General features: G+C 51.2%; 20 protein-coding genes. 11 read left to right on the forward strand and 9 right to left on the reverse strand.

The window, feature by feature from the left end; all coding sequences use genetic code 11:
* Positions 1-18 precede the first annotated feature (18 nt).
* Positions 19-1,827, reverse strand: coding sequence for an ATP-binding protein (locus KK083_RS29200; protein WP_254169693.1), 1,809 nt, complete (start codon positions 1,825-1,827; stop codon positions 19-21).
* 223 nt (positions 1,828-2,050) lie between these two features.
* Here KK083_RS29200 and KK083_RS29205 point away from each other — a divergent pair, with 223 nt between their 5' ends.
* A complete protein-coding gene (locus tag KK083_RS29205) occupies positions 2,051-2,344 on the forward strand; it encodes a hypothetical protein (protein ID WP_254169694.1) in 294 nt (97 codons plus the stop codon).
* 11 nt (positions 2,345-2,355) lie between these two features.
* Here the strand turns inward: KK083_RS29205 and KK083_RS29210 are convergent, their stop codons facing one another.
* Positions 2,356-2,835: a hypothetical protein gene (locus KK083_RS29210; RefSeq protein WP_254169695.1), complete on the reverse strand. Its 480-nt coding sequence runs from the start codon at positions 2,833-2,835 to the stop codon at positions 2,356-2,358.
* Between the two features lie 189 nt (positions 2,836-3,024).
* Here KK083_RS29210 and KK083_RS29215 point away from each other — a divergent pair, with 189 nt between their 5' ends.
* The 3 genes from KK083_RS29215 to KK083_RS29225 all read left to right on the forward strand — a co-directional run bounded on the left by KK083_RS29215 (position 3,025) and on the right by KK083_RS29225 (position 6,171).
* Positions 3,025-3,714, forward strand: a complete 690-nt coding sequence (locus KK083_RS29215; RefSeq protein ID WP_254169696.1) for a peptidylprolyl isomerase — start codon at positions 3,025-3,027, stop codon at positions 3,712-3,714.
* 339 nt (positions 3,715-4,053) lie between these two features.
* On the forward strand, positions 4,054-4,686 hold the full coding sequence (locus KK083_RS29220) for a DUF4114 domain-containing protein (RefSeq protein ID WP_254169697.1): 633 nt from the start codon (positions 4,054-4,056) through the stop codon (positions 4,684-4,686).
* Between the two features lie 396 nt (positions 4,687-5,082).
* On the forward strand, positions 5,083-6,171 hold the full coding sequence (locus KK083_RS29225) for a DUF2911 domain-containing protein (protein ID WP_254169698.1): 1,089 nt from the start codon (positions 5,083-5,085) through the stop codon (positions 6,169-6,171).
* A gap of 141 nt (positions 6,172-6,312) precedes the next feature.
* Here the strand turns inward: KK083_RS29225 and KK083_RS29230 are convergent, their stop codons facing one another.
* Complete coding sequence (locus KK083_RS29230; protein ID WP_317195255.1) at positions 6,313-6,636, reverse strand: hypothetical protein; 324 nt, start codon at positions 6,634-6,636, stop codon at positions 6,313-6,315.
* 273 nt (positions 6,637-6,909) lie between these two features.
* Positions 6,910-7,290 carry a hypothetical protein gene (locus KK083_RS29235; RefSeq protein WP_254169699.1) on the reverse strand — a complete coding sequence of 127 codons (381 nt, stop codon included), beginning with the start codon at positions 7,288-7,290 and terminating at the stop codon, positions 6,910-6,912.
* Positions 7,291-7,704: 414 nt separating this feature from the next.
* On the opposite strand from KK083_RS29235, the gene KK083_RS29240 reads away from it, so the two are divergent.
* Both KK083_RS29240 and KK083_RS29245 read left to right on the forward strand, forming a co-directional pair.
* Positions 7,705-8,961, forward strand: a complete 1,257-nt coding sequence (locus tag KK083_RS29240; protein ID WP_254169700.1) for an AsmA family protein — start codon at positions 7,705-7,707, stop codon at positions 8,959-8,961.
* Between the two features lie 179 nt (positions 8,962-9,140).
* The gene (locus tag KK083_RS29245) at positions 9,141-12,608 is read left to right on the forward strand and encodes a DUF5689 domain-containing protein (RefSeq protein WP_254169701.1); all 3,468 of its coding nucleotides are present in this window, start codon (positions 9,141-9,143) and stop codon (positions 12,606-12,608) included.
* Between the two features lie 280 nt (positions 12,609-12,888).
* On the opposite strand, the gene KK083_RS29250 is transcribed toward KK083_RS29245, so the two are convergent.
* Both KK083_RS29250 and KK083_RS29255 read right to left on the reverse strand, forming a co-directional pair.
* Positions 12,889-13,587: a response regulator transcription factor gene (locus tag KK083_RS29250; RefSeq protein WP_254169702.1), complete on the reverse strand. Its 699-nt coding sequence runs from the start codon at positions 13,585-13,587 to the stop codon at positions 12,889-12,891.
* On the reverse strand, positions 13,584-14,864 hold the full coding sequence (locus KK083_RS29255; protein ID WP_254169703.1) for a sensor histidine kinase: 1,281 nt from the start codon (positions 14,862-14,864) through the stop codon (positions 13,584-13,586). Before KK083_RS29255 ends, KK083_RS29250 begins: the two co-directional genes overlap by 4 nt.
* 164 nt (positions 14,865-15,028) lie before the next feature.
* Here KK083_RS29255 and KK083_RS29260 point away from each other — a divergent pair, with 164 nt between their 5' ends.
* Positions 15,029-15,457 (forward strand): hypothetical protein, encoded by a 429-nt coding sequence (locus KK083_RS29260; RefSeq protein ID WP_254169704.1) that lies wholly within the window; start codon positions 15,029-15,031, stop codon positions 15,455-15,457.
* An 85-nt stretch (positions 15,458-15,542) separates the two neighbouring features.
* On the opposite strand, the gene KK083_RS29265 is transcribed toward KK083_RS29260, so the two are convergent.
* Both KK083_RS29265 and KK083_RS29270 read right to left on the reverse strand, forming a co-directional pair.
* A complete protein-coding gene (locus tag KK083_RS29265) occupies positions 15,543-16,646 on the reverse strand; it encodes a hypothetical protein (RefSeq protein ID WP_254169705.1) in 1,104 nt (367 codons plus the stop codon).
* A complete protein-coding gene (locus KK083_RS29270; RefSeq protein ID WP_254169706.1) occupies positions 16,637-17,746 on the reverse strand; it encodes a hypothetical protein in 1,110 nt (369 codons plus the stop codon). Before KK083_RS29270 ends, KK083_RS29265 begins: the two co-directional genes overlap by 10 nt.
* A gap of 322 nt (positions 17,747-18,068) precedes the next feature.
* Here KK083_RS29270 and KK083_RS29275 point away from each other — a divergent pair, with 322 nt between their 5' ends.
* Positions 18,069-18,452 (forward strand): hypothetical protein, encoded by a 384-nt coding sequence (locus KK083_RS29275; RefSeq protein ID WP_254169707.1) that lies wholly within the window; start codon positions 18,069-18,071, stop codon positions 18,450-18,452.
* Between the two features lie 203 nt (positions 18,453-18,655).
* Here KK083_RS29275 and KK083_RS29280 read toward each other — a convergent pair whose 3' ends face one another.
* Positions 18,656-19,477, reverse strand: a complete 822-nt coding sequence (locus KK083_RS29280) for a phytanoyl-CoA dioxygenase family protein (RefSeq protein WP_254169708.1) — start codon at positions 19,475-19,477, stop codon at positions 18,656-18,658.
* A 122-nt stretch (positions 19,478-19,599) separates the two neighbouring features.
* Between KK083_RS29280 and KK083_RS29285 the strand changes: the two genes are divergently transcribed.
* The 3 genes from KK083_RS29285 to KK083_RS29295 form a co-directional block, all read left to right on the forward strand.
* Positions 19,600-20,472, forward strand: coding sequence for an AraC family transcriptional regulator (locus KK083_RS29285; RefSeq protein ID WP_254169709.1), 873 nt, complete (start codon positions 19,600-19,602; stop codon positions 20,470-20,472).
* Between the two features lie 160 nt (positions 20,473-20,632).
* The gene (locus tag KK083_RS29290) at positions 20,633-21,376 is read left to right on the forward strand and encodes a nucleotidyltransferase (RefSeq protein ID WP_254169710.1); all 744 of its coding nucleotides are present in this window, start codon (positions 20,633-20,635) and stop codon (positions 21,374-21,376) included.
* 3 nt (positions 21,377-21,379) lie between these two features.
* The coding region (locus KK083_RS29295) for a metallophosphoesterase family protein (RefSeq protein ID WP_254169711.1) at positions 21,380-21,681 on the forward strand (302 nt) is incomplete at its 3' end.

Below are 21,681 nucleotides of genomic sequence, written 5' to 3' on the forward strand. Positions count from 1 at the left end.
TATTTCGTACCTAACTTTCTACGCCTTCTTCAGTCCCACAATAAAACAGGCCCCCTTCTGTGGCTCCGACTCACACCACACATTCCCGCCCATCAGCTCCACATATTTTTTGACGATGGAGAGGCCCAGTCCGATCGATGTTTCACCATCGGTAGGTTTGGCGCTCAGTCGCTGGAATTTTCTGAAGAGCAGCTTCTGATCTTCTGGTGTAAGGCCGGGGCCTGAGTCCCTGAAGCTGATCCATACGTTGTTGCCTTCCTCGCGGGTGCTGACCTCCACTTTTTTTCCTTTGGCCGAGAACTTGATGGCGTTGGACATCAGGTTTTCAAACACCTGCGTAAGGAAAAGCGAGTCGCCCCTTACCCTGGCGGTTTCGGCCAGCGATGTGATGGAAAGGTCGATGTTCTTTTTGGCGGCTACCTTGTCGAAACTTTTCACCACCTCGCTTACCAGCGGCGAAATGGGCACCTCGTCCATGAGGATCTTCACCCGGCGCTGTTCGATGGAATCGATGTCGAGGATGTTGTTGATCATTTTGGTGAGGCGCTCCGATGAATCGATGATCTTCTGGATCAGGTCTTTCTGATCGTCAGGCAAGCCGTTGTTGCCCAGCAGGAACACCTGTGCAAGCCCCTGCACGTGATTGATGGGGGTGCGCAGGTCGTGCGCCAGGATCTTGATCAGGTTGTTCTTCTCCTCATCCAGCGCCACCAGGTGACGGTTGCGCTGTGCAAGCTGCTCGCGCTGGCGTTCGATCTGTTTCTTCTGCTGGCTGCGCTTGCGGTACAGGAGGATAATGATCACCATGGAAATGAGACTCACGGTCACCAACGCCAGCAGGAAATTGAGGGCACGGGTCTCGCGGGCAAGCTGCTCGGCTTTACCCAGCAGGTCGCGCGATTGGATCTCTTTCTCTTTGGTAAGCAGCGCCACCAGGTTATTCGATTGAATGGCCAGGCCTTCAATGAAGTGGTACAATTCAAGATCGAGGTATTTGGCAATGATCCTCTCCAACTCGCCATGAAAATCCTTGTGTGAGAAATATGACTCCACGGGCTGTGCCCAGTCGCTGGTCTGAGGGTAAATGAGGGCGTAACCTTTGCGCATCACGGGAAACATGTTCTGCCGTTTGACATTGATGGAAGGATCGTTCTCGAACATCATCATATATACAGGCAGGTCGATAAACGCAAAGGCGCTGTCGCGTTCATCCACGGCTTCGAGTATGTTTTTGCTGCTGGGGATGTATTCAATGTCGAAAGAGAGATTTCCCTGGGTCTTCAGTTTGTAGATATCCTGCTCATAGGTGGTTTCACGAATGGTGACTGCCTTGAGCCGGGAGAACACCCGGTTGAATTCTTCGCTGGTGTGAACGATGGGAATATTTCTGCTGGTGATGAGCACGGAGATGTCGGCCATATACGGCGGACTAAAAGCTACCTCTTTTTCCCTGTCGGCCGTGATGGAAAATGCAGAGACGCCGAAAGTACCGTTCTGTTGCCCGTCGCGGATGGAGGCATAGGTGTCGCCGAAGTTATCAGCCTCTTTCCACACCACCTCCAGCTCAACCTGAAAGTTCTTTTTCAGGTATCGCCTGAACCCTTCCATGAGCTCGTATTCGAGACCCGCCATTCCCTGGGGTGTTCTGTAAATAAAAGGTCGCGACTCGTACCAATAGGCGATCACGGTGCCTTTTCCCGCCTGCTTCACCTGCGCCCACGATTGCGGCACAACCTCAGACGGCTGCGCCCGCGATATAGAAATACCGCAGAAGACCACCCAGCACGACAAGGTGATACGCAACATCAGCGGAAAGCGGGGTTTCATCAGATTAAGTGATTTGATAAAAATAAAGGGAATTGGCTGAAAATGGAAGCAGGCGGCCAATAAGGCCTAAATGCAATGGGATCTCATGGATGGTTACGTGCGAACATACGCGCAAGATGTTTAAAACCTGCTGGTTAACAAACGGGAGAGCCTGTAAATGGTTGCAGCGCCGGGTATGGTTTATGTATGCAAACATGGCATTAACCTGACGTAAAACGTATTTATGGAACAGCAGCTGATCAACGCGTTTATGAAACTGGTGGCCAAAGCAGGCGGAGGGTCGCTGATCAAGGATCTGATCCGCGAGGTAGACGAGAACCGGAATCCCAAAATATGGACGCCCACGGAAATAGAAAAAGCCATTGCGTATGTGACGGAGCAAACGGAGAGTTTCGGTGCGGCAGACGCCATCGTGATCATCGAAACCCTGATGCAGAAATATAACCTGCGTACCGAGAGCTTTTTACCAGCACATGAATCCCTGCCGGGAACAGCAGGGATCCAGGGCTTACAATGAGTCACAACGGCTTATTGCTTCACAAGGTTGAACGTAGCCGTGAGCACGTACTGTCCTGTCAAAGATTGTTTTGTGACCGTTCCGCTCAGCGTCATGGTGGTGGCGCTGGGTTTGTCGCCGGAGAGCGCAATCACGTTCTGGCTCAGGGCCGATCCGCCCACGCTCTGGCTGATGCTGGTGATGGTCACGTCGCCGGAATTTTCCTGGTAAGTGAACACATCTTCCTTGCGGCTGCCTTCAATTTTAATATCGAAACTACCCTTGGCGCCATCAAAATAAAATGTGCCGGCGTCCGAGGCCGTACCTGATTTTATAATCTGCGAAGTAAGGCTCTGATCGATCAGGTTATACTCCACGCTGCTGATCTTCCAGGGTGTGCCTACGTGGTTAACGGTGCTCTCCTGTTCCTTAGGATCATCCTCGGAACATGCCTGAAGTAAAAACAGTGATACCGCAAAAAACAAAAAAACGGGATTCAGATATTTTTTCATGGCGATCGGGGTTAAAATGTTTTACAAAATTTGATCTCCTGGCCCGCGTTTAAAAGGCTCAAAGAGATAAAACATTACATAGGTTCATCTTTCCCCGAATTATACAGCCGCCCGCCGCTAATGCCCCAATACAGTCCATATTGTGGATTCTTTGAAACCTTTCTATTTTTAACGCACGACCAATACCTCATGAAAAGAAGATTTTTGTCCCTGTCACTACCCGTTTTTATCCTAATCCTGTCCTGCAGCAAACCTCAGAACGAGGTGATCACCCGCCAGAATGTACGGGAGGTGCTGACCCGGTATGGGCAGGCAAACCCTGAGAACGAAGTACTTATTGAAACAGACTTCGGCAACATGCGCATCAGGCTTTATGACGAAACGCCCCTGCACCGCGCCAACTTTATCAAGCTCATCAAGGAGGGCCACTATGAGGAAGCCGAATTTTACCGTGTCTTCTACCAGTTCATGATCCAGGGCGGGGACTTTGACGACCAGCTCGATTACATGATCCCGGCGGAATTCAATAAAAAATACATCCATAAAAAAGGAGCGCTTTCCATGGCGCGGCAGGATGAGGATAACCCTGATCTTCAGTCATCTTCTACCGAATTCTTCATTGTGCATGGGGGCAAGTATGCCGATTACCAGGTGGATGAAGAAGTGAAAAACCTCGGGTTGACGCTGACACCGGAACAGCGTGAGACCTATATGACCTCCGGCGGATACATGTCGCTCGACCAGAAGTACACGGTGTTCGGAGAAGTGGTGGAAGGCCTGGACGTGATCGACAAGATCGCCAGCGTGAAGGTGTATCAGGAGGATAAACCGCTTAAGAAGATCCCGCTCCGCATTTCAGTAGTAGGCAGTAGGCAATAGACTCTCCCCTCGAAGACCGTCATCCAGAGCGGTGACGGCGCATTGGACGGTGAGAGCGAAGGATCCCCCGTTCGATACTGCGTACTTAATTCGAAAGTATGTCTTTTAAACCGCACTTCGTTTAAAGGGGATTCCTCGCTCCGCGCAAGCAGTCCTCATTCCCCGCTCTGAATGACGGATCAAAATGAGATGGCACAATCTTTTTTTACTGCTGATCCGCATGCGGTGCATGACAAAAATTTCCAAGCAGTAAATATGAACCATTCAATTCTCAAACCATCCTTTGCGGTTGTTCTTCTGTGCCTGTTGGTAAGTGGGTGTTCCAAGGATTCAGGAAAAATGAAAGAAGTACCCGACGATATCATATCGACCAAGGCCTGCCCTACTTTATATGGCAGCATCATGGAGCAGTTCCCGGAGCACAAGAACAATGAGAACAAGCAGGACGTGTTGTTCGACATGAGGGCCAAGAAGCAGATCGTGCTGTTGCAGGAATCTGAAGTATATGTGAGCTTCATCTCAGAAGGCGCGGGCTTCTCCAACACCTTCGGATGGTATGCTTACGATTCGGCCGCGGCACCATCCAGCACCGCAGACATCAAGTTGAACGTTCTTTTTCCCGTAGTGTCTAAAAATCTTCTTAAGCAAGGTGACATGCTCAGGCTGGGCGACGGAAAATTCAAAGCGGGAACAGTGATCGGATTTTTTCTGATCGTTGGCGGATGGGAGAACAAAGCCGTCAACTACGACAAGCTTACATTGTATACCGACACACAACTCAATCCCAACGGTCAGCAACAGCACATCCTGTTCAAACAAAAAGATTGTGGTGATGTGGTGCTCGCCTTCGAAGACAGGATCCTGAACGAAGGAAGCGATGCCGATTTCAACGACATCATCTTTACAGTAACAGATAACCGTGAAAATTTAGATGTAGCCACTTTCGATCTCCGGACAGTAGTGAAGATGTGAAGAAAAGAAGTCAGGAGTCAGAAGCCAGGAGTCAGAAGAAGGAGTAAGAATTAAGGAGTAAGGAGTAAGGAGCCGCGTCGATCTTGACTGGATGGTGATGCAACACTGCACGGCTGTGGACCGTGGACTGTCGACTGTGGACTCTTAAGAATACTATATAGTGAAGCGCGGAGGACCGTAATCCTCCCTTTAAAGACCGGCAGTAAGTTTGTAAATTCTTGCTTCCGGTCTTTCGTATTTTGTCTCCCCATCGTACCTCGTACTTCGTACCTCGTACCTCAAATCACCCAATATGCGTGAGCAATTCCAGCCCCGGCAAACACATTAGCGCCTTTCGAAGCCCAGTTGTTGTATTTTGCACGAAGGCGCCTTATATTATTTGAAAACCAAAGCAACATGAAAAATCGCATATTACAAGGTGTTGTACCGGCGCTCATTTTTGTGCTGGTATCGATGCAGGTGCTGGCGCAGGGTATCACTACGCCACGCACCGCCAGCCCGGCTGCCACTGTTTCTCAAACCATCGGAATCTCGACGGTGACCGTCAAATACTCGCGCCCCTCTGTAAAAGGCCGTGAAGTATGGGGTGCGCTTGTACCTTACGGATGGAATGTGCAGGGATTCGGAGCAGGCAGGGAAGCGCCGTGGCGGGCAGGGGCCAACGAGAATACTGTGATCGAGTTCTCCCATCCCGCCAAGGTAGAAGGTCAGACCGTACCGGCAGGATCATACGGACTGTTCTTCGTGATCAATAAGGACAACAGCGGAGAAGTGATCCTGTCCAAAGACTACAGGTCGTGGGGAAGCTTCTGGTACGATCCGAAGAACGATCAGCTGCGCTCAAAGATCCAGGTGCGTGCCACGCCGCATACCGAGCTGCTCACGTTCGATTTTATCAATCCAACCAAAACAACGGCTGAGCTGGTGCTCAACTGGGAGAAGAAACAATTCCCTGTTAAAATAGAATTCGCCGTGGATGACATCGTGATGGCCAACGCCACGGAAGAGCTGAAAGGAACCACCGGCTTCACACCGCAGGGTTATACCAGCGCCGCCAACTATGCGCTTCAGAATAAAGTGAACCTTGAAAAAGGACTGGCATGGATAGACCAGGCCATTGCACAGAATAAAACTTTTGCCACCCTCAACACCAAGGCAGGCCTGCTGAAGCTGACGGGGAAAACCGAGGAAGGAGACAAGATCATGAAAGACGCCATGGCCATCGCCACCGAGACCGACCTCAACAACTACGGATACCAGCTGCTGAACAATGGAGAGAACGACAAAGCCATCGAAATATTGACAATCGTTACAGAACGATTTCCAAAAAGCGCCAACGCATGGGATAGCCTCGGCGAAGCTTATGCCATCAAAGGTGATAAGACGAACGCCGTCAAAAATTTCAAAAAATCGCTGAGCCTCAACCCACCGGCTAACGTGAGGGCAAATTCGGAGAAATATCTGAAGCAGTTCGGAGCGATGTAGGTAATGGTAGGCAGTAGGCAAGAGCAGTAGGCAACGCACCATGCAAACTAAAGCAGAACCTCCTGGCGATAGTCCAGGGGGTTCTGTGATCAGAAACATATCTTTGAAACGACCACCGCCCTTTGTCTACTGCCTGTTTGTCTACTGCCTACTGCCCGCAGGAGTCCTTTCAGTGGCGTCGTGTCCTTCGAGTTTTACGAGCTTATTGTAGATACCAAAGAGCAGCATCGGCGCTGCCCACTGGCCAACGAACAACGCCAGGTGATCCTGTTTAAAAAGTTTGAGCGTGAGGGAAGCAGCCATGGTGCTTACCGATGCCCACAAGAACGCGTCAGAAGGTAGTCGCGAGGTTTCAGATTCGATAGCTTTCGCTACCGGTCCCTCTTTGCGTTCAGGGTTGTAGCTGGCGGCTTTTCTCTTCAGGTCAGCAGCCATTGTTTTTACGTCCTTGACATCCGTTGCCATAGTTAAAAAGGTTTTAGTTGGACATTTATTTTTTGAACGTTCCCCGGTAACCGCAAATGCAACCAGCAGTTCCTCTCTGGGTCCGTCATGGCAGGATGGTAAATAATTGTACCGATGGAGAAATAGTTGACAGTTGACAAAGGGCAATTGACAATGGATGAGTAATAGATCACATCCCTGCTATCGAACCAACGTCAAGGGGCTTCTCAAACCGACAGCAGAATCTCGAAACTAAAATCGAACGTTGTCAACTGTTTATTTGTCAATTGTCAACTACCTTCTCGATCCCGCAGCACGATTTGTAGAGGTATGGAGGGTATCAGGAACGTTCCTGTTCTTGTAGTAGGTCTCGAATTTTTTTCTGTTCTTCCGGATGTTCTCTTTCACCGCCCTGGGCATCTGGGCTTTGGTTCCGGGTTTGGGGCAATCCCACTCTTCAATGGAGGCTGCGTCTTTCACGGGGCGTGTTTGTCGCGGAAAGGTAAACTTCTCCTTCTCCTCTTCTTCTGCCGAAGCATAGGCATTCATTTTCATCCGGTAGTTTTCAGGGCGTCTGTTAAGCTTGACACCTTTCACACGGGGACAGGCAATCTCGCCCGACCTGCAGGCCGCAAGAAGAAAAATAAACGCCAGAAGAAGTGATCTGATAAGCATAAACAGGACGATTTATAAAGCCGGACCTATAAAACTTATACCATGTTAATGTAGTGATTTAATTAATAACGTACAGCATTTTTATAAAGTATAAAGTATTCGGCCCCAAATAATGATGAATGGTTGCTGTTCTTCCCCCATAACGCTGAGCGGCTGAAACGAGCCAACCGTGGGTGAATACAGGTTTACGCAAAGCGCAAAGGAGTATTGCAAAGAGCGTCAAGTTTTTTAGGCTGCAATCTGAGCAACGACCAGCGGCAGTACATTGTCGCAAATAAAATAACCTTTGCGACCTTCGCGTCTTCTTGGCGGTCTTTGCGAGAACCTCATGAACCTGCCAATGGTTACCGTTACCGACCGGAGTTTCGTGCGTGGGCATAATTTTTACCCTTACAATGCCAAAGCATTTTACCAATGGCTAAAAAACGCGGCGATAGAAAACGGCGTGGATGGGTGATCCTGGTGGTGGTCATTGCTGTTTTGATCGGGGCAAGACTGGCGCTTCCTTATGTGATACTGCATTATGCCAACAAGACCCTGGCAACAATGGAGGGTTATCGCGGGCATATCCGCGACATCGATATTGCGCTCATTCGCGGTGCCTATCAGATAGACAGCGCCTACCTCAACAAGGTAGACAGCATCACCCAACAGGAAACACCTTTTGTGGCCGTCTCGAAAGTGGATCTTTCCGTGGAGTGGGCCGCATTGCTACAGGGCTCTATCGTGGGCGAAGTGACCTTCAGGAAACCGGTGATCCGTTTTACACGCAACAAGGTGGAACCGAAAGATGTGCAGAAAGACTCGTCACAGCTGAAGCACATGCTGGACGGTTTCATGCCCCTGAAAGTTAACCGCTTCAACGTGCACGAAGGCCAGATCCAGTACATCGATCACACCAGTAACCCGCCCGTGGATGTATCGCTGACCGACGCGGAGATCACGGGCATTAACCTCATCAACAGCTACGACTCCGCCAACACCATACTGCCCGCTTCCATCAGGGCCACCGCCAACATCTACGACGGAACATTGTCCTTTAATATGAAGCTCGATCCGCTGGCGGAAGACCCCACGTTCGACATGAACGCGGAGCTCAAGAACACCAACCTGGTGAAGCTGAACGATTTCTTCAAAGCTTATGCGAAAGCGGATGTGAGCAAAGGTTCCTTCGGGTTGTTCACCGAGATCGCCGCAAAGGATGGAAGGTTCAACGGTTATGTAAAACCACTGATCAAAGACCTCAAGATGCTGGGCGCTGAAGACCGGAAAGACAACATACTGAAAAAACTATGGGAAGGGCTGATAGGTACTGCCGGAGAGGTGTTCGAAAATCAACGCAACGACCAGCTCGCCACCAAGATCCCTTTCGAAGGCCGCATCAACAATCCGCAAGCCAACATCTGGTATGCGATCGTGCAGGTGATGCAGAATGCCTTTGTGCACGCGCTTCAACCCTCCTTCGACCAGGACATCAACATCGCCGCAGTAGAAACGGATAAGGAAAAAGCCGGGAAGGAAGACAACAAGAAAACGATGCTCGGCAGGCTGTTCAGCAAAGACGACGATGCCACCAAAGAGGCAAAGAAACAAAAACGCAAGGAGCGTAAAGCGAAGAAGAAAGAAGAGCGGAGGAAAAAACGCGAGCGGAGGGATGATGAGAAGAGTTAGAAGTTTCAAGTTACAAGTTTCAAGTTTCAAGTTAGGTGGGGTTCTAACTTTAAACTTTAAACCTGAAACTTTAAACCTGAAACTTTAAACCTGAGACCCTGAGACCTGAAACTTTAACTTACTGGAAACATTACTTTCATTTTTTCGGGGTATTTTAGGCTAAACAAAAAGCCTAACCCATGAAAAAACTCTCCTTATTATGTTTTCTGCTCTGCTGCGCGGGTAGCACCGTCATGAAGGCGCAGGTGGCACTCACTACGCTGAATGTACCGCATGAACAGAATTTCAACTCGCTGGGAACAGCGGCCTCCAACGATATCGGTACGCTGCCGGCGGGATGGCTGTTCCTTGAAACCGGAACGAACGCCAATACCACTTACGGTGCCGGCACAGGCTCTTCCAATACCGGAAATACCTATAGTTTTGGACTTGATGCATCCGACAGGGCTTTCGGAGGACTGCTGTCGGGATCGTTAACCCCTACCCTGGGCGCATTCTTCATCAACCAGACCGGCACAACGGTAACTTCGCTCACCATTGCTTACCGGGGTGAGCAGTGGCGCTTGGGCGCAGGCGGACGGGGCAGCGACAGGCTGGATTTCGAGATCAGCACAGATGCAACGTCACTGGCCTCCGGTACATGGACCGCGATCGACAACCTTGATTTCAGCAGTCCCGTAACCACCGGCACTGCGCGTGCACTGGATGGCAACCAGGACGCTAACAGCGCAGCCATCACCTTCACCCTCGAAGGCCTTACCATCGGCAACGGTGCGGTATTCTTTATCCGCTGGACTGACTTCAATGCAGCCAACGCCGACGACGGCCTGGCGATAGACAATTTCAGCATCACACCTTCGGGCATTCCTGCCGACGAACCTTCCATCACCGTTTCTCCCGCGGGCCTCGCTTTTGGTGAGGTGGTGGTACCGGCAACAACAACGTTAAGCTATGAAGTAAAAGGTGCAAACCTGGATGAACCCATTACCATAACTTCGGTACACACAGCCTACAGCCTTTCAACAGATGCAACCTCGTTCTCTTCATCTGTTGCGCTGCCCGATACCGGTGGCGTGGTCTTCGTAAGGTTTGCTCCGCTCACGGATGGTATCGCCAATACGGTGATCACCCATACCAGCGGCACCACCACGAAAGGGCTTGCTGTTACGGGGAGCGGATTTGTACAGGCCGATCATATCATTCCTATTGCCACAGCCCGGGCTGCATCAACAGGCACCAGGGTTACCGTGGCGGGCCGCATTACGGTGGCCAACGAGCATGGCAACCCGGCCTTCGTTCAGGATGCCACGGGAGGCATACCGGTATTTGATGCCGCGCTGGCCCATGGCGTGTCCATAGGCGATTCGGTGATCGTAACCGGGCCTGTCGGACTGTTCAACGACCAGAAACAGATCAGCGGCGCGGGCACCTTTTACACCAGGATCGCCGCAGCGCCAAAGGTGATCGCACCAAAGCCCATCAGCCTGTCTGACCTGGCCGCCAACGAAGGACTGCTGGTCACCGTGCAGCATGTATCGATGGTGAACCCGGATCTGTTCTTTTATCCGCAAAGCACTGAACGCATCGGCGACGGCGTCACGCAGGCAGACCTTCGCATTGATGGCGACACAAACATTCCCGGCCTTGCCAAACCGCAGGGTGTTACCTCTATCACGGGCGTTGTAGGGAGGTTCCGTGCCAACGCCCAGCTGCTGCCGCGCTTCGAAGCGGATGTACCTGGCGTAGCACCGTACGCTATTCCTTCAGACACCATCGCGAGAAGCAAAACCCTGGACGTGGTGAACTGGAACCTGGAGTTCTTTGGCGCGCGAAGCGAAGATTACAGGAACGAAGAGTACGGTCCTGAAGACGAGGCGCTGCAGCTGGAGAACGTCAGGCGTGTGCTTGACACCCTTCGTGCTGACATCATTGCCGTTCAGGAAGTATCCGATGAAAACCTGCTGGCAGCGCTGGTGTATCAGCTCGGTCATTACGCTTTCACTTGCTCACAACGTTATTCCTACTCGTTTCAGGGTCCCAGCGATGAGTTCCCGCCCCAGAAAGTTTGTTTCATCTACGATACCACCACCATCACCGTACGGGGCGCGCGGGCTATGTTCGAAAGCCTGTACGACTCCGCCCGTAACGGATATCCCTCCCTGCTTCCTGGTTACCCCGAAGGTGCCTCGAGTTTCTATTCCAGCGGAAGGCTGCCTTACCAGCTCACCGTTGACGTTACGATTAATGGGGTTACAGAAACGGTCACGCTCATCGACATCCACGCCAAGTCCGGCGCAACGGCAGCCGATCGCAGCAGAAGGCTTTATGATGCTGCGGTGCTGAAAGACTCGCTCGATGCCGGTGCAACGTTGGGCAACCTGATCATACTCGGCGATCTGAATGATGACCTCGACCAGTCTATCGTCACAGGACTGGGCTCACCTTATGCTTCGTTTGTCAGTGACACAGCTTATGTCGCCGTTACAAAAGCGCTGAGCGATGCAGGCGCACGGTCAACCGTGAGCTTCGGCGACGTGATCGATCACCAGATCCTCTCCAACGACCTGAGGGACGAGTATGTAAACGGATCAGCGCAGATCGTGCCTCCGTTCAGGCTCGTGACCAGCTATGCCACCACAACCTCAGACCACCTGCCCGTGATCACCCGCTACACCCTGCAGGCACCTGAAGCAACGTTTGTACAGCAAAATGCCGCGCTGACCGAAGACAGCACCGGTTATACCGTAAACATCCTGTTAAGCAAACCCGTGACGAGAGACCTGCAACTGCGCATCGCCCTTTCAGGGAATGCAACGTATGGCAGTGACTTTACGACGCAACCCGCGGTCAGCGGCAACGTGATGGTGGTGAACCTCGCAGCAGGAAGCACATCTGCGTTCTTTACTATCACCGTGCTCAACGACGCAGCGGATGAGCTCCTGGAAACGGCTGTATTCACCCTGCAGCCAGGCACGGGCATCGGGACGGGAGCGCAACCGGTCTTTACGCTTTCGATCGAAGACAACGACATCCCTGTCGTTTCATTCAAAGACCGTTACGCGGCTTCAGAAGAAGGCTCTGATGCGCACACCGTGAAGCTGAAACTTTCTTCTGCAGTGGCCAGCGACCAGACCGTGACCTTGTCGCTTTACAGTCTGCACAACACCGTGTATGGCACAGATTACATCACATCACCCGCCGCCGAGAACGGCACAGTTACCGTAACGGTGCCCGCCGGCAGCAACGAAGCACAATTCACCATCACCGCATTGGCTGACCGGAAACGTGAGATGCCCTGGGAGCTGATCTCCTTTTACCTTAACGATACTTCCGATGGGCTGATCGCAGCGCAGCCCCGCCTCTTTATCTTCACCATCATCGACGTGCGCTGGAAACCGAGCTTCACGGTATTCCCGAACCCTACACACGGTCCGGTGAGCATTACCTGTGAAGGGCTGGATGACGATGAAAAGATCAACGCTGAGTTAAGAAGCCCGCATGGTGAATTGCTTCTCCGCAAGCGCGGAACCCTTGATGAGATGGACAATCTGATCAGCACAAAATTGGAAAATGGAAGAAGAGGCGTTTACACTTTGAAGCTCACGATTGAGGAAGAGAGCTACCTGATCAGGATTGTCAGGAATTAGGAACCGATCGTGTGCCCTGATCTGGCGTGTGCTTGATGTCAATTGCCCCCGGGTTGAAAGCCGGGGCAATTGACATTGGACCCTTTCAGGGTCGCACTAGCGCGGAAGTTATTTCCGTGCGCTACACCTTGATCATAGCTGTGTGCTTGCCGTGGAACTTAGTTCCACAACTCAGATCGGTTAGGAAGTAACTTCCGCATCAAAGACCAGGCTTCGATTCTATTCCCAAAAAGCGCCGGAAGAAACTTCCGCCTTAGAGGAAGCTGTGTTAAACCCATGGCTATTGAAGATTACCTTCCGACCTCAACATGAACCCTTTTCCGTGAATGTTGACGATCCTGATCTGTGGGTCTTTTGCCAGGTGTTTGCGCAGGCGGGTGATGAACACATCCATGTTGCGGCGGCTGAAATAGTCGGCGGAGCCCCAGAGCTTCAGCAGGGTTTCCTTGCGGTCGAGCACCTGATTGATATTGTGACACAACATCCTGAGCAGGTCAGCTTCTTTGGTGGTGATGGTAATCGTTTCTTCTCCCAAAAGCAATTGACGATTGTGGAAATCGAAGCGATAGTGGCCGATCTCAAAAATGTTGTCGGCTTCGCTTCCGGCTGCGGGGTAGTAACGTTTCAGGATCACCTGGATGCGGGCGATGAGCTCTTCCTCCTCCACAGGCTTCACGATATAATCGTCAGCGCCGATCCTGAAACCTTTCAGCTTGTCAACGAGCAGTGCTTTGGCGGTGAGAAAGATCACCGGCAGGTTTTTCTTTTCACGGATGAGGCGGGCCAGCTCGAAGCCATCCATGCGCGGCATCATCACATCGAGAATGACCAGGTGAAAATGATGTTTTTCTGCGCAGGCGAGTCCCTCCTGCCCGTCTTTGGCCCACGTAACAGAAAATCCATGCAGCTGAATATACTCCTTGAGAATGTACCCCAGGTTGATATCGTCTTCCACAAAAAGAATATTGTAGCTGTTCATTGGTATGGTAAGCAGATCAGAAATTCGCTGCCTTTGCCGGGTTCGCTTTTTACTTCGATCTTTCCGCGGTGCGCTTCCACTACACTGCGCACGTAGTGGAGCCCCAGGCCAAAACCGTTGACCCCGAGCCGCGAATGATCGTGATAGAATTTATCAAAAATAAGCTGCTCGGTTTCCCTGCTGATGCCGATACCGTTGTCGGCAATGCTGATCGCGATGCTTCGGGGTGCATGGTCAGCGGTAGCGATGCGAATGTGGGGCGCGCCTTCGGTGAACTTCAGGGCATTGTCGAGCAGGTTATAGAACACGTTGCCCAGGTGCGTCTCATCAGTATCGATCACTGCATGGGAAGCCCGCAGGTCAAACGTGATCGTTCCCTGTCTTTCTTCGATGGCAAATCTGAAGTTGGCGGCAACGCGGTGCAGGCAATCGTGCACATTCACGGGTTTCTTCGCCAGTAAAAAATTTCCCGACTGCACCAGCGCCAGTTGTAATATTTTGTCTACCTGGTTCTTTAACCGCTCCGTTTCGTTCTCGATCACACCGATATATTTATCTACTTTGCCGCGCTGCTCCAGGGCTACCGTTTTTCGGATGGCCTTCAACGCCACGCCTATGGAAAATACAGGGGTTTTGAACTCGTGGGTGAGGTTGTTAATAAAGTCGTTCTTCAGGTCCGAAAGTTTTTTTTGCTTCCGGATGGTCACGACCGCATAGACAAAGCTCAGAACGATCACTACAATAAAGATCACCGAATAGCGGATCGACTTGCTGGACTCCGTGATGAGGTAGAGCTTTTCGTGTGGGAAGAACAAAGCTAAGTGATAGCCGGAAGAAAATCCGTTGCCGCAGGTAAGGTTGGCCTGCGCATAATTCTTACAAACGTTGAATGCAAAATTGGGGTCTTCAATATTGCTCCAGGCTTTTTCAAAACCTTCTTCATCCGGTTTATGAGCATAGATGCCATACTGGTATTGAATGGATACGGCGTACTCGTTAAAAACCGAGTCGGTCAGTTTCCGGAAACGCCTGTCAAAATGCGCCATGCCTTCTTCATCCACGGCACCAACGCCAATGCTGTGCTCAAGCGTGCTCACCAGCGCATGATCGGCGCGGAAAGCCTGTGTAAGACTCTGCTTGATCAATCCCAGCTTCTGCTCGAAAAGCTGGCGGTTGGCGCCCATGGCATCCTGCAACACGCCCACCTGCGCTATGGCCAGGCCCAGCAAGCTGCCAAAGGCAACGATGATCAGGAGGAAAAGTAGCTGTGTTCGCATCAGGTGTAGGACAATTTACCAAAATCCGTATCAAATACCCCGCATTAACATTTCATTAACCTATTTAACCAACGCGTTAACAACTTTAACCCAGCCTTATCCCATCTGATAGGAAAAGAAGTTTTTCTTTGATCGAAAAAATGTTCAACCCAAAATTCACAGTTATGAAAAATGTCATAATATCAACGATGCTGCTGGTGGTAATGGTTGTTTCCGCTGCGGCTCAGAGCTGCTCCGTTCCACCGCCTGTCGACAAGAAGGCCACGCTTGGCAGATGGCAGGGCAACTACACCCAGAACGGAGAGATCAAAACCTTGCAGGTAGATTTCCAGGAGGCCGACGAGCAGGTAGTGCCCTACGTGGATATGAAGGGCCACGGTATGAAGAACACACGTTTCGAGCTGAAGATCTGCGGCCAGAAAGAGCTGCACCTGAAAAAGGTGAATGTCGATAACACAACGTTCGAGTTCGTGGGCAAACCCCAGGGCGACAAGATCACCGGAAGGTTAACGATCAGGCAGGGTGACAAGCAGCTCAGTGATGAGATCTTTACATTGACAAGAGCGGGCCAGGCACTCACCGCGGTGAATTGAAACAGAATTTAGAATATAGAATTTAGCATTTAGAATGAGGAGCGATGGTATTTTATTCTAACTCCTAAATTCTATATTCTATATTCTATTCTATCTCGAATTTTCTCACATAGTCACGCTGGGGCGCAGCACTGTTCTGTCGTAAATCAACATCAAAGCCCCGTTCGAGATTGTTCCCGGCGAGGTCTTCCAACCTGGCTTCGCTGCTAAGCGTGTAGCTTCCCGTTGTCCAGGGGTTATCGGGGATAAAACGGTAAATGGATTCACCTGCGATGGTTTCTACCTTTCCCCGAATGGGTTGATCATTCCTGTAAATGCCGATCGCTTCGCGCACGAGCACATGATCGAGCGGTTCGTGGAAATTCACCAGCAGCGGGTTTCTGGTACCGGCGCCCGGAGCAGTGATGGTCCAGCGAGACGGAGCAGGTGAAACCGTATCGCGCAACGACACTACAAAATTTTTTAGGAAGGACTGTCGCAGTGTTGCACCACGTGTGTCTTTCCAGTCGCCACCAACCACCAGTTGATAATGCGCACCTTGCTCCAGGGGCTCTCCCAGTTTTTCGTTGGGCTGAAGTCCACGTTTGATCCTGCCCGGATCCAGCCATAGCGTAAGCAACGTGCCGTCATGGTTCCAGAGCTCGGGCTGCAGATCAAGAAAGACATCCGCCAGTGTATCGCGGGCATTCTTCACGAGTGTTATGTATCGAAGCGCGTGGCCTGCCTGCATGGGTTTTGAAAAATGTACATAGAGCTTCAGCAGGTTTTGTGGCAGGGTATCCCGTGAAGGAAAAACACCTATGACCTGAGGGCCGTCAGTCGACGCCGCGGCGGGGATCACAACCTCACCCAGGCGTTTGTTCTTCAGACGCACTTCGTATGACAGTCCACGGGTGAAAGGGATCAGTGGCTTGAAGACAACTTCACCATTGCTGATGTTGTACTCACCCAGCATGGGCGGCCCGGCTTCAGGGGTCAACACATGAACGGTGAGATCCTGCTGCAACGAATCCGGCAGAACATTGCCGACAAGCGCTTTTGAAATAGAGATCCCGGTGGCTATGCTGTCGGTCCAGATCACGGCAATGGGTGTCTCCGTGTTGTGACGAGGGATACAGGCAGTAATAAAAAAAGGGATCAGATATATTGCGTATCTGATCCCTGATAAAGTGATATTTTTCAGTACCATCGTTCGCCGGCCGTCCACAGATCGAGGTCGCCATTCACGCGGCGTTGCAGCACTACTACCTGGTTGTCGTCAAGCTTGTCGAGCTGCATCACGTTCACCACGGGCAACGTGACAAAGTCAACACCTGCTGTGGCATAACTTTCTTTCACCGGCTCGGTAAGCGATCCTTCATAGGTCTCAAGGCTCTTGTATTGCACGCGCATCACAGGGCGGCTCGAGTTGGCCATGATCAGATACGAATCGCCACCTTTTTTGATGGTGACGATATCGAGCGGTGTGTTGCCGGCACCGAACTCCCCTACTGTTCTTCCTTTCACATGCTTGCCGGGCTTCAGCTCATCCATGGGAAAGAGCACGAGCGGTGTGCACGTGAAGCTTGCCACAAGATATTTTTTTCCGTTCAGCTCTGCCGTTGTAAATGTTTTGATGGGCGCATAGGTTTCGTAGCGGCCGTGGGCTGCGTGATAGATCTCCAGCGAAGCCTGCTCCTGCCGGTTGGCAAAAGGAAAAGGTATACTTCTGAACGTGGAGCTGAACTCCTGGTTGGAGAGACCGCTCACCATCAGATTGCCGTCTGCAAAATGCATGTCTGAAACAGACCATACACGGGTGGGACGTCCCCGCTGATCTTTGGCATCTTCTGCCGGCACATTGCTGATGGCGATGGTGCTGTAAGGAATATTCTTTAACGATACGGGCTGGATCTTGTCTCCTTCTATGGTGAGCAGCACCGGCGTGCCATCGCCGTTCTGCACGGCACAATAGATCTTTTTGGAGATCGGGTTCACCACCAGATCCTGGATGTTGATATTTTTAGCTTCGGTGCCCAGCAGCGCGGCGATCTTCTGATCTATATTCTTGAGCTCAACAGCCTGCGCCTGGGCAACAGCGGTTTTGTCTTTTGTATCGATGGCAAAAACAGCAGCGCTCTTTGAATCGCCGATGAACAGGATACCTTCAGGGCCAAAGGCAAGCGCGCTGATGGATTGAATCGCAGGTGTTCCATTCACAAGACCATATGGACCAGAGGAGCGTTTTGCGCTGGCCAGCAGCAGGGAAGCAAACAGGCCCACAGCCAGGAAGTAGTATGCTTGTTTCATGTGCCAAAGGGTTAGGGTAAGGGTATATATTAGTCCGGAGAATCAAATTAAGAAATCCAGGCCTCGTTTCATAGCCCGGAGTCAGGGTTTGACAGGGAATTGGAGATCAATGCCGGATTCCGGTTGACGAAAGGATGCCAGAGACAGGTGAATGGAAGGGTTGCCAGTTACCGGTTGCCAGTTGCCGGATAGCCAGTTGCCAGCGTAAACGCCTTAGGTGTTGGGATTGGCATTAGGCATTGCAACAACACCGCATTGGCGGATAGAACGTTATGGATTTCAGGAAAAACTTTGTAAATTTTACGTATTCAATCCGGGGACTATGAAGAAACTGATCGTCATCATTCTCCTGGCAGGTTGTATGCCTGCCTCGGCACAGTTCAAAGAGAGGTCTGAGAGACCGGGCCTGTTCAGTTTTTTCAGGATGAAGCAACTTCCCCCTAACCTGCGGTGGCTCCGGAACGCACCTGTCTTCACCACCCTGCCCATGGGCAACCTGTCTTCATCAAGTTATTGGGAAGGTGTTTCCTACACCAGCTATTCCGAGAACGGGCGATTCAGGAGCACTCATTCGTTTGACGTGCAGGGGCAGCTTCGCGAATCAAGGGCTTCGTTCAGCCTTCGAAAAAGTGGTATGCTCTCCAAATGGGCGGTACAGCTTTCGGCACAACGCAGCAGGCCGTTATTTATTTATACCATTCGGTAGTTGCGTCAGAGGGACTCTGATAAATCAAGACCGGAAGTAGGCAGTAGGCAAATGCCGATCTTCAATCGGCAGCAGTAGGCAATAGGAGAGTTCCAGGCATCACGTGAGTATTACTCTACTCGAGTGGCAAACAGTAGTGATGGTTTGAAACCGTTCTTTTGCCTACTGCCCGATCGCCTGCGATCGGATTTGCCTACTGCCTACTAAACAAGTGGGTTCATTTCACTCTCCGCCATTTCCCCCGGTTTTCTTCCACCGAGCCAGGCTTTCAGGTCGGCTTCGCGAAATGCGTTATCCGGTTGAAGGATGGTGGTCTTGTCGGCGTAGTAAATGATGGTCATCACCTCGCGCATAGTATTAGTGTTATTCGCGGGGGCGTTGTGAAGGGTCCAGCCGGCATGAAAGGTGGCGTCGCCGGCATTCATCGTATCGCGGCCCGACACCGGCATGGCGTGGTCTTTCACATACTGATCGAAGAATGTTTCCGATGCATCGGAGATCTCTTTCGAGAGAATATAACCTTGCTGGTGAGAGCCTGATGCAAACTGCATGATGCCCATGTTCTTTGACAGGTCTACCAACGGCATCCACAGGGTGATGGTGTGCGTGGTATCCAGTGGCCAGTAGAACTGATCCTGGTGCCAGGGTGTATGTCCTCCGCCGGCTTCCTTGAACAGGGCCTGGTCGTGGTAAACCCTTACCCGCTCAACGCCCATGAGCTGTGCTGCCACGGCGCCGAAACGTTTCGACAGCACAAATCGCTTCAGGGTCTCGCTGGTACACCAGAGGTTGAAGATCTGAAGAAAGGCCTTGCCATAGGTATCGCGGTCTTTCATCGCCCGTTTTTCCGTATTCATTTTTTCCACGGCTTCGCGGATCGCTTTCCTGTAAAAGGAGACCTCCTGCGGCGAGGCCAGCTGTGGCAGGCAAATGTGCCCGTCTCTTCTGTAAGCTTCTATCTGGTGGCGGCTCAGCGGGTACCTCCCTTGTAATTCCTCCTGCTGCTTGGTCGTTGGTTCCTGCATATCACAAGTCATGTGGGTTGAATCAAAAATACCGGCGCGCGCTGACATCAGTCTTCCTCGCGATCATGAAAGCATTGCACTCTATTGAATAAATTATTATATTCAGGAATCATTTCCTCAATATGAAGCCAGTTTTTGAAAAAATTTACAACAGAGATGATGCTTCGTTCAAGGTGATGCGTCTGGAGACCAGGACCTTCGATCATCCGTACCATTATCATCCGGAGTACGAGCTGACCCTGATCACAGCAGGGTCGGGACATCGGTTTGTAGGCGACCATACGGATACATTCTTCTCCAACGACCTTATCCTGTTGGGGAAAAATCTGCCGCACTGCTGGCTGGATTTCGGCCAGAGCAAACACATGGTATCTGCGGTGGTGATCCAGTTCAGGGAAGATTGTTTCGGCAAAAGCTTTTTTGATCTGCCGGAAATGCACCGGATCAGCCTGCTGCTGCGGCGCGCATCCAGGGGCATTCAATTCCTGAAAACCGGCGGCAACCTGCTGGATTCGTTGAACCAGATCCATCAGCAAACAGGCTCCGACCAGCTGATCACGTTCCTCAGCATCATGAACGACCTGTCGCGTTCGGATGACTTTGCGCTGCTGTCCACTTCGGATTACAACACCACCCATCACGACACAAAATTCAGCAGGATCGACAAGGTGTTTGAATATGTAGCCGGTCATTTCCGCACGGGCATCGACCTTTCAGTAACCGCAGACCTGGTGCACATGACCCCTTCCGCTTTCTGCCATTATTTCAAGAAGTACACCAAGAAGACCTTTACACAATACGTGAACGAAGTGAAGATCGGGTATTCATGCAAGCTCCTGATGGAAACGGAGCTGAACGTTTCGGAGGTCTGCTATCAGAGCGGATACAATAGTCTTTCCCGGTTTAACAAGTGCTTCAAAAAGATCACAAAAAAGACACCGTTGAGCTACCGCAAACATTTCAATCTTCCGGAAACGCGAGTCTTAACTAGTTGACAGTTGACAAGGGAACAATTGACAACGTTGTGTAAGCTAAAACAACCAGGCTATGTTCTCAAATGTCTAAAGGCGCCCAATAGCCGGTACCATTGTCAACTGCCCTATTGCCAACTGTCAACTGATTCCCGCTGGCACATTCTTTTATCACCTCAGGGTGATGATAGTAACAGAAGAGCAAAAAAAGGAAGCGTATGCCTTTTACAAGGAGGCGCTTGAGCAATTATATGAAAGCGGGGCTGACTTTATGCTGGGCGGCGGTTTCGCTACCTTTCACTATACAGATACTTTCCGCGACACCAAAGATCTGGACGTATTCTGCAAACCCAGCGAGTATCCCAGGATACTGAAACACTTTGCACAAAAAGGTTATCGCACGGAGCTGACGGATGCGCGATGGCTCGCCAAGGTTTTCAAGGGTGAGTATTTTATCGACATCATTTTCAATTCGGCCAACAACATCTGCACGGTGGATGACGTCTGGTACGAGCATGCTGAGGCCGGAGAATTCGCGGGTATGCCTGTGAAGTTCATTCCGGCGGAAGAGCTGATCTGGTGCAAGGCGTTTGTGCAGAACCGCGAGCGTTATGACGGTGCTGACATCAATCATGTTATTCTGAAGTATGGCAAAAAGCTCGACTGGAAGCGACTGCTGGCACGGATCGATCCGCACTGGCATCTTTTGCTGGCGCACCTGGTATTGTTCCAATATGTTTATCCCGCCGACTTCCACGAGATCATACCCAAATGGCTTTTCGACGAGCTCATGGACAGAGCCCGCGGACAATACGATCTTCCGCCGGCCATGGAGCGTGTGTGCCGCGGACCGGTGATCGACAATACACAGTATTCCGTTGACGTGAAGGAATGGAATTACAAAACGTGTACAATCAAAACCATATAACGTATGGCGGACGGAGAAAAAAAGACGCGTATCGCAGCCGTTGGAGACATCCATGTAAAAGAAACGGATAAAGGAAAATGGCAGGAATATTTCAAGGAAGTATCGCGGCAGGCGGATATTCTTCTCATTTGCGGAGATCTTACCGACACGGGCGACGAAGGGGAAGCGCAGGTGCTGTCAGAAGAGCTTAGGGCCTGCAGCATTCCGGTGATCGCCGTGCTGGGCAACCACGATTTTGAAAAAGGGCGCCATAAGCTGATCCGCCAGATCGTGCAGAAAGACAACGTGCATGTGCTGGATGGTGA

Origin of the sequence: Chryseosolibacter histidinae, from assembly GCF_018598225.1 — a bacterium.
Taxonomy (GTDB): Bacteria; Bacteroidota; Bacteroidia; order Cytophagales; family Cyclobacteriaceae; genus Chryseosolibacter; species Chryseosolibacter histidini.